Annotated in this window: 10 protein-coding genes; 3 read left to right on the top strand and 7 right to left on the bottom strand. The window is 70.7% G+C overall.

The features are described 5' to 3' along the window. Positions 1-79 precede the first annotated feature (79 nt). The 7 genes from OHA64_RS45915 to OHA64_RS45885 form a co-directional block, all read right to left on the bottom strand. The gene (locus OHA64_RS45915) at positions 80-556 is read right to left on the bottom strand and encodes a carboxymuconolactone decarboxylase family protein (RefSeq protein WP_405623225.1); all 477 of its coding nucleotides are present in this window, start codon (positions 554-556) and stop codon (positions 80-82) included. 81 nt (positions 557-637) lie between these two features. Beyond that, on the bottom strand, positions 638-2539 hold the full coding sequence (locus OHA64_RS45910; protein ID WP_405623224.1) for a glycoside hydrolase family 97 catalytic domain-containing protein: 1902 nt from the start codon (positions 2537-2539) through the stop codon (positions 638-640). 36 nt (positions 2540-2575) lie between these two features. Next, positions 2576-4912, bottom strand: coding sequence for a glycosyl hydrolase family 95 catalytic domain-containing protein (locus OHA64_RS45905; protein ID WP_405623223.1), 2337 nt, complete (start codon positions 4910-4912; stop codon positions 2576-2578). 195 nt (positions 4913-5107) lie between these two features. Beyond that, a complete protein-coding gene (locus OHA64_RS45900; protein WP_405623222.1) occupies positions 5108-5851 on the bottom strand; it encodes a YqjF family protein in 744 nt (247 codons plus the stop codon). An 81-nt stretch (positions 5852-5932) separates the two neighbouring features. Further along, positions 5933-7945 carry an alpha/beta fold hydrolase gene (locus OHA64_RS45895; protein WP_405623221.1) on the bottom strand — a complete coding sequence of 671 codons (2013 nt, stop codon included), beginning with the start codon at positions 7943-7945 and terminating at the stop codon, positions 5933-5935. Positions 7946-8078: 133 nt separating this feature from the next. Further along, positions 8079-8612 carry a GNAT family N-acetyltransferase gene (locus tag OHA64_RS45890; RefSeq protein WP_405623219.1) on the bottom strand — a complete coding sequence of 178 codons (534 nt, stop codon included), beginning with the start codon at positions 8610-8612 and terminating at the stop codon, positions 8079-8081. A gap of 118 nt (positions 8613-8730) precedes the next feature. After that, positions 8731-9126 carry a hypothetical protein gene (locus OHA64_RS45885; RefSeq protein WP_405623218.1) on the bottom strand — a complete coding sequence of 132 codons (396 nt, stop codon included), beginning with the start codon at positions 9124-9126 and terminating at the stop codon, positions 8731-8733. Positions 9127-9372: 246 nt separating this feature from the next. Here OHA64_RS45885 and OHA64_RS45880 point away from each other — a divergent pair, with 246 nt between their 5' ends. The 3 genes from OHA64_RS45880 to OHA64_RS45870 all read left to right on the top strand — a co-directional run bounded on the left by OHA64_RS45880 (position 9373) and on the right by OHA64_RS45870 (position 12047). Continuing rightward, positions 9373-9510, top strand: a complete 138-nt coding sequence (locus tag OHA64_RS45880; protein WP_362447144.1) for a hypothetical protein — start codon at positions 9373-9375, stop codon at positions 9508-9510. A 338-nt stretch (positions 9511-9848) separates the two neighbouring features. After that, on the top strand, positions 9849-10496 hold the full coding sequence (locus OHA64_RS45875; protein WP_405623217.1) for a DUF6629 family protein: 648 nt from the start codon (positions 9849-9851) through the stop codon (positions 10494-10496). A gap of 225 nt (positions 10497-10721) precedes the next feature. Then, positions 10722-12047: an alpha/beta fold hydrolase gene (locus OHA64_RS45870; protein WP_405623216.1), complete on the top strand. Its 1326-nt coding sequence runs from the start codon at positions 10722-10724 to the stop codon at positions 12045-12047. The last annotated feature ends 25 nt before the right edge of the window (positions 12048-12072 follow it).

The following is a 12072-nucleotide window of genomic DNA, read 5'->3' as shown; positions in this document are numbered from 1 at the left end:
GGCGTGCGCTGCCGCCGGTGTCGGGTGATACCGGCGGACCGGTCGACCGGCCAGCCGGTCGTCGTCGTCGTCGGCCGAGTTATCCGAACTGGCCGGGCTGGTAGTCGCCGGCCGGCTGCTGGACGATGACGTTCAGGCGGTTGAAGGAGTTGATGAGGGCGATGAGCGACACCAGAGCGACGAGCTGCTCCTCGTCGTAGTGCTTGGCGGCGTTCGCCCAGACCTCGTCCGGGACCCCGCCGGCCGCGTCGGCGATGCGCGTGCCCTGCTCCGTCAGCTCCAGGGCGGCGCGCTCGGCGTCGGTGAAGACCGTGGCCTCCCGCCAGGCCGCGACCAGGTTGAGCCGCACCGAGGTCTCCCCGGCGTGCACGGCGTCCTTGGTGTGCATGTCGGTGCAGAAGCCGCAGCCGTTGATCTGACTGGCCCGGAGCAGCACCAGGTCCTGGGTCGCGGACGGCAGTGTCGAGTCCGCGGCGATCACCTTGCCCGCCGCGGTCAGGTGCTTCAGGGCCTTGGCTGCGAGCGGGCTGGCGAAGAGGTTCAGTCGGGCTTCCATGGTGCTCTCCTTGCCGTTGTGGGCGGATACACCTCTACGACGGGACAGCTCGGCGAGTTGTGACATGGGAAGCCCAATTGCTCAGCGGTAGCAGGTCGTTACGCCCGGACGCCAGGGGCAGGCGATCCCGGCGAAGCCTCCGTTGCCGACGACATCGACGCTGAGAGTGTCGCCGCCGCGCAGCACCCGCCGGTCCTGGACCAGGCCGTCGGCGCCGTCCCGGATCGTCTCGACCAGCCACCGTCCCGGGCCGACGGACAGCGGCACTTCGGCCGTGCGGGCGGCGCCGGCGTACACCCCGCCCAGGAACCACCGGTCGCCGCTGCGGCGGGCCAGGACGGCCTCCTGGCCGGGAGCCCCGGCGAGCAGCCGGGTGTCGTCCCAGGCGGCGGGGACCTGGTCGAAGAAGTCCCGGGCGAGCGGCCGGTCGTCGTACGACTCTGGGGTGCCCGCGAACATCTGCAGGCCCGACTCGTAGGCGACGGTGAGCCCGACCTCGGCGGCGTCGGAGTTGGGGCGCAGGCCGACGCGTTGGAAGGCGCCCGGGGTGAAGTCCATGGAGCCGATGACATTGCGGGTGAACGGCAGGGTGGTGAGATGGGCGGCGGTGTTGGTCCGCTTCTCCTCACCGCCGACGCCCTCCAGGGTCATCACATGCGGCCAGGTGCGCTGGATGCCCTTGGGGATCGTGGAGCCGTGGAAGTCGACCAGGAGATGGTGGGCGGCGGTCTCCGGGAGGATGGCGTCGTACCACTGGAGCATGGACTGCGCCTCGGAGTTCATGAAGTCGATCTTGACGCCCTTGACGCCCCACCGCTCCAGGGTGGGCAGCCACTGTGCGCGTTCCTCGGGTGTGTCGAGGTCGCGCTGATGGATCCAGACGATGATCCCGACGCCCTTGGCCCGCGCGTAGTCGACGAGTTCCGGCATCCAGCTGTTGGTCTGCCAGTCGGGGTCGGTGACGTCCCACTCGTCCTTCTTGAAGTACCAGCCCGAATCGACGGCCTCGTAGGGCCAGTTGCGTTCGGCGGCGTAGTCGACGTAGGCCTTCTGTGCCGCGAGGCTCTGCCCGGCTTCCTTGCCGCCGGCGAGCCAGGTCCACAGCACCGTGCCGGGCCGGATCCAGGAGGAGTTCGCGACCTTGGAGGCGGGCGCGAGGTCGTCGGTGAAGGTGGAGCGGGTCACGGTGGCGAGGTCGCCGGTCACCATGGCCCGCCAGGAGGTGGCGAGAGGGCCGTCGGCGCGGACCCGTTCGTCGGCGAGCTGGATGCGGTAGGTGCCGCTGCCCTGGGTGTGGGCGAGCCGGCCCCCCGAATAGCTGCCGGTGAGGTCGGACTCGGCGAGCAGGGTGTACCCGCCGGGGGTGGAGAAGAGCGCTTGTGGAGAGTAGGCGTTGGTGGGCGCGGTCGCCGCGGTGTACTGGGCGAACTGGCCTTCGTTGTCGACCCGGTAGGTGCTGAGCCAGGCGCCCGCGTCCGCGGGCAGGTTGAACGCGGAGGTCTCACCGAGTACGTCGCCGTGCCCGGCGGGCAGGACATAGCGGTAGGCGACGCCGTCGGCGGAGGCGCGGACGACGAGGTCGAGCCGGGCGCCGGCGGGGGTGGCGAACGACAGCCGGGTCTCGTTCATGCGGACCCGGCGGTCCAGTCGTTTGCCGGACTTCGCCCGGTACCGCTCGTCGACCAGCCGGTCCTTGCGGCCCAGGAAGCGCAAGTCCTGGGAAAGGTCGGCCTGTTCGGTGACGATGCCGACGGGCGACGGCTCGATGACCGTACGGCCGTCGCGGGACACCGCGAGGCTGAGCGTGCCGGTGGTGTCGTCCAGGGATATCCGCGCTCGGGGTGCGTGGGGCGCCGCCGAGACGGCCCAGACGTGGTCGCGGGAGCCCTGGTCCTGCTCGGCCCGCGCGGGCACGGTCGTGAGGAGGGTGGCCACCAGCCCGGCGCAGAGCGTGGCGACCGCGGTTCTGATCGGAACAGCCATGAGAATCTTTCCTGTTGTGGATCCGGCGGGCGTTCGTTACGGCAGTCCCCAGGCCGTGCCCGGTTCGCTGACGGCGACGGGCGCGATGTCGAGGTCGGGGCGGGAGCCGGAGTGGATCAGCACCTCGCGGCCCCGGGGCAGGTCGATGGAGAGCAGGCCGTCGCCCAGGTCGTGGGTGCGGGCCGGGCTGCCGTCGTCGAGGAGTACGGTGAGCCGGCCGCTGAGGCCGTGCCGGAGTGTGAGCGGCTCGCCCGCCAGGCTCCGGATCCGGATGAAGCGGGTCGCTCCTTTCTTCCGGACGGCGGTGACCAGGAAGGCGCCCTGGGTACGGAAGTCGTGCAGGGTGACGTCGGCCCAGGCGGACGGGACGGCCGGGAAGACGCGGATCACGCCGCCCCAGCTCTGGCAGAACATGTCGTGCAGGGACTGCGAGGCGGACAGCGGCGTCTCGATGACCGGACCGGCCTCGGTGTAGTGCGTGTTGGCGCGGCAGGGGTAGCGGGTGGTGGGGTCGAAGAACTTCCGCAGGTACGTGATCGCGGTGTCGCCGTCACCGGTCATCGCGTACATCGAGGCGGCCCCGGTGTAGCTGTAGCCCCGGTGGGCACCGGTCAGCGCCTGCCAGCGGACCACCGACTTCGTGATCAGCTCGCGACTGCCGGGCTGGTCCCAGTTGACGAGGTACAGCGGGTACACCATCAGCAGGTGCGAGTAGTGCCGGTGGGACTGCGCGTACGGGGTGTCGGCGCCGATCATGAAGCCGTTGTCGTCGACCGGGTACGGCGTGAGCTTGGCCAGCACCTCCTGCCAGCGCGGGGTCAACTCGTCGTCGATGCCGAGCAGTTCGGCGGACTCGATGAGGGTCTGACAGCCCCAGCGGATCAGGGCCAGGTCGTAGTTGGTGTCCTGCGGCGGTACGACGGGGTATTCGGGCGAGAGTGTGCTCGGGAGGTGGAGTTTGCCGTCGCTGCCCGGGGTGAGGAAGTGCAGGTAGTAGTTGATCGCCCGGCGCAGCACCGGGTAGATCGTGTCGCGCAGTAACGCCTTGTCCATGGAGTGCCGGTAGGACAGCCACACGTTGTGCAGCGCCCAGGTGAGGTCACCGGTCTCGGCACCCGTGCCGGGCCGGCCCACGGTCCGGTTGGCGAACATGTCGGAGCTGCGGCCGACGCCGGCGCTGTCCGCGCGGTAGGCGGCCGGCACGTTGGCGATCAGCTGTTCCTGGTTCTGCCGCAGCGTGGTGGCGAGCGAGTCGAGTTCCGGGTGGTTGAAGCCGTGGATGAGCCAGTACTCCAACTGGACGTTGAGGTTCCACCAGACCGCGGGCCACGGCGTGGGCTCCAGCCACGGTCCGGAGGTGGCCATGACGGGGCCGCCCGCTCGGCTGGCGGAGGCGACCTTGTAGAGCTGGATCCAGTGGAAGCTCTGCAGCCGCTGGTCGGGGAACGAGACGAAGCTCTTCTGGTAGAACGCGTGCCACCAGCGGGTGTGGCGCCGTCTGAGGGCGCTGTACGACGTCGCGCGCCGGAGGTTGCGCAGCGAGTCAGCCTCGGCGGCGGTGTCGGAGGGGAAGCTGTGTCCGACGCTGAGCAGGAGGTCGTTGCCGGCGCGCCGGTAGGAGGTGGCCGTCTGTCCGCCGGCGGTGAGGGGCTGGAGCACCTGCTCGGTGCCGTCGGCGGTGGTCCGGGTCGTCCAGGGCGGGTTGGCGGTGTAGCCGGAGGGCGGGGCCTCGCTGACGCGCCGGGGGCTGAGGGCCTCCTCGGGGTGGAACGTCCAGGTGGCCCGTTCACCGCCGCCGGCCTTCACGCGGACTGCCAGGACCTCGTCGTGGATGAGGGCGGAGAGGTCGAGTGTGCCCGCGGTGGTGGTGACGGTGCCGGTGAGTTCGGCGTTCCACAGGCTCAGCCGCCAGTCGACGGCGGTGATGGTGCCGACCGGTTCGAGGGTGAGGCGCCCGACCGGCAGACGGCAGGTGCCCCAGCCGCTGCCGAACTCGGGCCGGTGGTCCTGGACGCGGCCGTGCTGGACGGTGAAGCGGATCTGGTTGGCGCCGGGCTCCTGGTAGACCATGCTGCCGAGCAGACCGTCGCCGAGGAACGGGCCCTCGTACCAGAGCGTGGGCAGCCTGGTCCACCTCAGGTCCTGACCGCGCAGGAACCTGTCCCAGGCGGCGTCGGTGGTCATGGTGTCGCGGAGCTTCCAGGGGCGTCTGCCGCCCCCGACCGCCTCCCCCGGGCCCTCTGCCCCCGCCGCCGCAACCGCCTGTTCGGCATGGGCCGTTCCGGGCAGAGCCGCCACTGCCGCACCGCTCAACGCGGTACCGAGCAAGGCTCTGCGGGCCACCGGCGGGCGCTTTCCCTGCTGTGAGGTCACCTTCGTCCTCCAGACCTGACGGATCCTCGATACATCGGGTGTATCGGCGAACTTAGGCACCCCTTGTGTACCTGTCAATGACTAGGACGACTGCGGTATTCGGCAACGACTTGGGGAATCGGAGGTCAATTCGGCTTCACACCCACCCCCGCCGACCGACCAGACTCTTGATCCATCCGATGTATTGAGGTTGCCTCAGTTTGTGGGCGGAGCCCCGACCGGGCGGGCGAAGCGGGCCGGAACGCCGGGCGAGTACAGGACACTCACCGGCTCCCCCGTCGGGCGGGGCAGCCCCGCCGCCGACACCAGGTCCTCCTCGCACGTCACCAGCCGGGCCCGGTGCAACGGCCAGCGCGGATGGGCGTTGGGCAGGTACAGCCGACGGCCGAAGACGGTGCTGTGCAGGCCCCAGCGAGCGGTCAGGAAGTGCTCCAGTCCGGTCGGCTCTCCTATGGGCTCGCCGACCCGCACCGTGATATTGCTGCGGGCACCCCGCGGTCCGGGCCACCGCCGCGCACTGGTGTAGGTGACGGTGTCACCGCGGGCGCGCAGGGACATGCGCGACCACATGTACGGCATGCCGAAGCCGATACGGCCCACGGCCACAGGGACCAGCCGGGAAGCATCCAGCGAGCAGAACACCACACCGCGCCGTCCGTGCGCGTCCACCGTGTAGAGGCGGACGTTGGTCTCGGGAAAACTGCCGAGACCGGGTACCGGGGGCAGCCCGAACCAGCCGGAACGGTGCACCCGGAACGCCACCAGTCCCACATAGGTGACGCCGTCCATGGTGTCGGGACTGACGTCCGGCGGCAGCACACCGGCCACCTCGGCCGGATCCGCGGCCCAGTGCAGGAAGGTCACATCGAGCCATGACTGTGTGAGCAGAGGACGCCGGACGCCGGCCGGTGCGTCGGCGGTGACGGGCTCGCCGGGCAACGGAGGAGGAGGAGGAGGCGTCACCCCGCCAGTATCACCGCCCGGCCCCCGTGGGCGGCACAGCAGCGTGCGCACGATGCGTCAGAGCAGCCCGGGTCGTCTCCACTCCTGGTCCAGGACATGCTCGTCGAAGAAGTTCAGCACCGTCTCGTACATGATCCTGATGTGGTTCGGCACCGCGATGCCGTGGCTCTCGTCCGGGAAGTACAGGAGACGAACGGGCACGCCGTACCGCTGCAGGTCGTTGTGGAGCCCCAGTGCCTGGCCCACCGGCACCCGGTAATCCTTGCCGCCCTGCACGATCAGCATCGGCGTCGTCACCTTCGCCACGTCGAGGTGGGGTGAGTCCGCCTCGTACCGTTCGCGTCGTGTCCTCGGGTCGCCGAAGATTTTCAGGAAGTAGGCGTGCAGGTCCGTGTCGTTCTGGAACGCCTCCAGGTTCCACATCCCGGCGTGCGAGACGATCGCCTTGAAGCGGTCGGTGCGGGTCGCGGTCCGGTTCGCCAGGTAGCCGCCGTAGGACCAGCCGGCCAGGCCGGTGCGGGCCGGGTCGAGGTCGTCGCGTGCCAGCGCCGTGTCGGTCAGCGTGATGAGGTCACGGTAGGGCTGACCGGCGTACTGGCCGCGGCCGCGCTCCTGCATGCGTTGCCCGTAGCCGGTGGACAGCGCCGGGTCCGGCAGCAGCACCGCGTAGCCGCGGGCGACGAACGGCCACGGGTTCCACAGCCAGCTCCAGTTGCTCCAGGACCCCTGCGGTCCGCCGTGCGGGACGACGATCAGCGGCGCCGGGCGTTCGGCCGAGGCGCCCTCGGGCAGCGTGAGCCAAGCGCGCAGCGGGAAGCCGTCTTCGGCCTCGGCGTGCACCTCGGTCAGGGTGCCGGGGAGCCGTCCGAGGTCCCCGGGGGCGTTGAGGAAGGCGGGTTGTTGGTCGGCGGTGGCGGCGTCCAGCCGGACCACCCGAGGTGGGCTGTCGATCGTGCCGCGCAGTGCGTAGAGGGCGGCCCCGTCGGGTGTCACGCACAGCGCGGCATAGGCACCGGAGGCTGTCAGACGGGTGATCGTGCCGTCCGTGTCGCGGCGGAATACCGGGCAGTGACCCCGCTCGTCGCCGGTGAACCACAGCGTGCCGTCCCCGGGAATCGGCGAGAGGACCGCTCGCCCGGGCCAGGGCCAGTTGTCGAACTCGGGCAGGAGATCTGTCTCTTCACCGGAGGCCAGGTCGAAGGCGACGAGGGTGACCCGCCATTCGGTGTCGTAGGTCTCCTCCCGCTGGCGCTGGCAGATCAGTGTCCCGCCGTCGGCGGTGAACGCAGGGCGGTAGTACTGATGGCCGGGGCGCGAGAGGGCATGGCGCTCGGCGCCTGTCGCCGCGTCGGCGACCACCACGACGTTCGTGTCCGCGGCGCGGCCGGCCTCGGCCCGCGTGTAGGCGACCAGCGATCCGTCCGGCGAGAGTGCCGCGTCCCCGCCGCCCTCGAGGCCCTGGCTGCCGACGTCGACCGGAGCGTCGCCGGGGCGTAGGACGAAGGTGTGCGGTTCGTCCGGGCCGAGAGTGTTGCCCCCGGCCCGGGTCGCGCTCGCCCCGAACAGGACGGCGTTCACCCCGGCTTTCTGGCGGTCCCGGCGAAGTCCGGCGTGTGTCTCTACGTCCACGGCGCCGGGCAGCAGACCCGCGGTGTAGGCGACCGCGTCGGCGCCCCTGGCGACGGTGAAGGCGGATATGCCTCCTGGGTGGTGGGCGATCCGCTCGGCCGCGCCGCGCTCGGGCAGCGCCCACAGCGCCACACCCTGAGGGTCACCGTTCCCGCCGGAGGAGTCGGCCTTCTCCCGGGCGGAGAGGAACAGCAGTGTGCCGTCCGCCGCGAAGGCGGGCGCCAACTCGCCCTGGTCGGACCCGATGACGCGGCGGGGTCCCCGTCCGCCGGCCGGGTCCACCTCCCACAACGTCGAGACGTATCTGGTCCCTTCGTCGTCGCTCGTCTGCGCGGAGACGAGCAAGCGTCTTCCGTCGGGCGCGAGGACCAGCTCGGTCAGGCGGGGTTGTGCGGCGAACAGATCGTGGAAGGCGGGGGTCTCTGCCGGGACATGAGGCATGGCGATCATCCTGCCTGCGCCGGCCGCTTCACGACAGGCCCCCGCGACGCGGGTCGGACAACGCCCCGACGACGTCCGTCAATCGGGGAACCTGAGCTGGAACAGCGCCAGACACCGAAAAGGGCCTACCGAGTCACGCGTCGAACTCGGTGAGATCGATGACGTGAACACGCAGCGGAACGTCGTACACCGGATGTACGGTCTCGCGTTCCGGCACCATGCCGAGCTTGCGGATGACGTTCTCGGAGGCGTCGTCGCCCGCGCGGCTGATGCTGATGACGCGGCCGAGACCACGGTCCTGAAGGGCGAACTCCAGCGTGGCATGAGCCGCTTCGGACGCGTAGCCCTGTCCCCAGAACGGTGAGCCGAGGCGCCAGCTGATCGCCACATCGGCCGATACCTCCGGAAGGAAGTCGGGTACCGACAGACCGACGCAGCCGGCCAGTTCACCGGAGGCGAGCAGCTCGACGGCGAACAGTCCGAAGCCCTCCTCGTCCCATTCCTCCTCCCACCGCTCGATCTCCTCCGCCGTGTGCTCCACGTCCCGTACCGAACCGTCGTCGATCCAGCGCATCACCCGCGGGTCGGCGTTGATGTCCGCCATGGGCACGAGGTCGTCGTCGTGCCAGCGACGGAGGAGGAGACGGGGAGTGCGGATCTCGATCATGGCGCCCATCCTGCCGAAGGAGGGGGCCGCACCGGTAATCGGCACTCGCCCGCGCGGACCGTGGTTGTTCTCCTACGACGTGGTTCTCCTACGTCGCCGTTCTCTTACGACCGGCCGGTCACGCGGCGCGCACCCGCTGCCGCATCGAGCGTGCGGGCAGGGCCGCCGCGGGGCGCGCGGGTACAGCCGGAGTACGTGCCGGCCGCACCCGGTGGGTGGTCCTGGTCGGATCGACGACGGCCTCGCCGAAGGTGATCCTGCCCGTGGAGTGCAGCGCGTCGCATTCCTTGGTCGGCAGTGCGGCGTAACAGCTTCCTCGCCCCGTGTCGGGGTCGAACGGCTGCCAATAGCTGTATCTGCGGCGTCCGTCCGCGTGCACGGTGAGGAACACAGGGGTGCAGGGGTCGGAGATGACCCGCAGAACGTCACCACCGGTGGAGCTGACCGGTGTGCGGGAACGACCCGAGGTGAGGACGGAAACGGGGCGCTGCGCTGGTTGGGGCGTGGACTGCATCTGCGGTGACCTTCCTGCGGGGACTCAAGACCGGCTACCCAGTGCAGACGATCTTGATCTCGCTTTCTCGGCATTGTTCATCACACCACTGACAACGCGGCAGCGTGGCTGCCTCACGGGTGCTGACGCCGAGTCGTTCTCAGGACTGAAGACGGGTGAACGGGGTGAGCAGTTCCGCAGGGGGTAAGCGAGTTGAGGCAGCGAGAGGCGCCGTCGGCGCCGGAGGGAAGGAGCCACATGCCAGGCATGCTGGAACGAATCAAGCGGTTCGCGCAGAGCCCGCAAGGGCGACGCACGGTCGAGCAGGCGCGGCGGGCCGCCGCCGACCCTCGACGGCGGGCCCAGGCACAGCGCCTGCTGGGCAAGCTCCGCGGCCGCCGCTGACGGCGGCCGCCATCCGCCGTCCCCTCGGGGTTCTCGCGGCCCGGCCCACGGACGCGGCCGGGCCGCTCGATCGCGCCCGACGACTTTCACCCGGCGTGCCGTCGACAAGCCCGGCGTCGACGAAGCCACTGTCGACGAACCGGCCATCGGCAAACCATCCACGTTCTGATGCCCTGGGGGCGTCCACCTGCTCCCCCTCGCTCACGTACCCGCGAGGCAGCCGCCTCCGTCCCGTGTGACGCGGCCGTCGTGTCACCCCGGCCGTCGGGGCACCCGGACGTAGCTTGGTCCGCGGTGACAAGCCGGATACACACGACGACGAATCCCATGGTGGCGTGATGTGTTGGAGTGCGACGGCCGACCTCGTGGCGGGCGGCGCCGTCGCGGGCGTGGGGGTGGCCTGCGTGGCGCGGGTGCGCAGCGGTCGGGAGCTGCCGCTCGCCGCGCTGCCGTTGCTGCTCGGAGCCCATCAGATCGTCGAGTCGGCCGTCTGGGAATCGGGGGGCGGCAGCGGACCCGCGACCATCGCATGGGCGGTCATCGCGCTGCCCCTGCTGGCGGTGTGGGTGCCGGCCGGGGTGCTGTGCGCCTGCCCGCCGCACGCCCGGCCCCGGGTGTACGCCCTGCTCGCCGTCGGAGCCGCGACGGCCGCGATGCTGGCGTACGGGCTCGTCACCGGGCCGGTGACGGCCGAGATCCGCGGTCGCACGGTCGGCTACACGTTCGACCTTCCCCTGACGCCTCTGCTCATCGCGGGCTACCTCCTGGCCACGGTGGGCTCGTTGCTGGTGTCCGGTGACCGGTGGCTGCTGATGCTGGGGACGCTGGTCGCCGTGGGGGCACTGGGCTGCTGGGTTCTGTGGCGGCTGGAGGTCGTCTCCACCTGGTGCGCGCTCGCGGCGGTGTGCTCCCTGGTGCTGTTCCGTTGGGTCGGCACACGGCCGGCTTCCGTGCCGACTGCGCGTGGTCCGGCCGCACGGCACTGACATCGGGGCACCTGGCTCCCCCAAGCCATATTACTGAACCGTAACCTTCCAAGCGCTACCGCCGGTAACATCATTGCGGCTACGGTCCTGACAGTCCGTCTAAGAGCTGTACGGGCAGCGCCGGCTGGACGGCCGGGCTGCCCGCTCCGCCTTGTCCGCCCACCGGACAGTCAGCCCCCGAGCCGCACGCGAAGCTCGGCCTCCCCCCACATTCGGAGGTCCGCCATGCCCGCAAACGCACGCATAGTGGCCGCAGCCGTCACCGCTGCCGCCTGCCTCGGCGCCACAGCCGTACCGGCCGCCGCGACAACGGACACCGGCGCCGTGACCTCACGCGGCGTCACCATCCCCACGTTCTACAACCCGCCCGCCACCCTGCCGGTGGCCAACGGTGCCCTGGTGCGCAGCGAGCCCCTCCCGCTGGCGCTGAGCCTGCCCGGCATCGACGGACCACTGCCGGGCACGGCCACCCGTCTGATGTACAAGTCCACGGACTCCGACGGCGGGCCCGTGGCGGTCACCGGCGCCTACATCGAGCCGACCGCCGCCTGGAAGGGCAACGGCGCACGACCGCTGGTGGCCGTCGCACCCGGCACCATGGGACAGGGCGACCAGTGCGCCGCCTCCCTCGGCCTCGAGCATCCTCTCCGGTTCAACGGGCAGACCGTTTCCGTCGGCTACGAGACCCTGGCCGTCTACCGTCTGCTCGCCAAGGGGATCGCCGTCGTGGTCACCGACTACGCCGGGCTCGGCGCCACGGACCGTCTGCACACCTACGTCAACCGCGTCGACGAGGCCCACGCCGTTCTGGACGCCGTCCGTGCGGCCCGGTCCCTGCCCGGGACGTCCGTCACCGCCGGCTCCCGCGTGGCACTGTTCGGCTACAGCCAGGGCGGCGGCGCCACCGCGGCGGCCGCCGAACTCCAGGCCACCTACGCTCCCGACATCACCCTCGCCGGCACCTACTCCGGAGCACCGCCCGCCGACCTGGCCGAGGTCACCAAAGCCATCGACGGGAGCGACCTCGCCGGGGCACTGGGCTGGTCGGTCAACGGGTTCCTGCAGTCCGACCCCGCCCTTCGGCCGATCGCCGACGCCCACCTCAACGCGACGGGCAAAGCGGCGCTCACCGACCTGTCGACCATGTGCGTCGGCGACGCACTGTTCGCCTACAACTCCGCGCGCAGCACGACCTGGACCACCGACGGCCGGCCGATCAGCGACATCATCGCGGAGGAACCCGCCCTGCGCGCGTTCCTCGCCGCACAGCGGATCGGCACGATCAAGCCCAGCGGCCCGGTCCGGTTGGCGACCGGCACCAGCGACAACCTCGTACCCCACGCGCAGGCCCGTCAGCTCGCCGTCGACTGGTGCCGCAAAGGCGCCGACGTGACCTACAAGTACGTTGCCCTGCCCGACGTGGGCAACTCGCTGATCAACCACTTCGCTCCCCTGCTCACCGACCAGGGCGAGGCCATCTCCTGGCTCACCGACCGCCTCACCGGCAAACCCGCCACGCCCAACTGCTCCGGCCTGCCCTCGCAGCCCTGAGGAGCGGCCTCACCACAGACCCGCG

Origin of the sequence: Streptomyces sp. NBC_00076 (assembly GCF_045041235.1) — a bacterium.
GTDB lineage: Bacteria > Actinomycetota > Actinomycetes > Streptomycetales > Streptomycetaceae > Streptomyces.
Note: the sequence above shows the minus strand (reverse complement) of the source record. Positions and strands in the feature narration are given on the sequence as shown.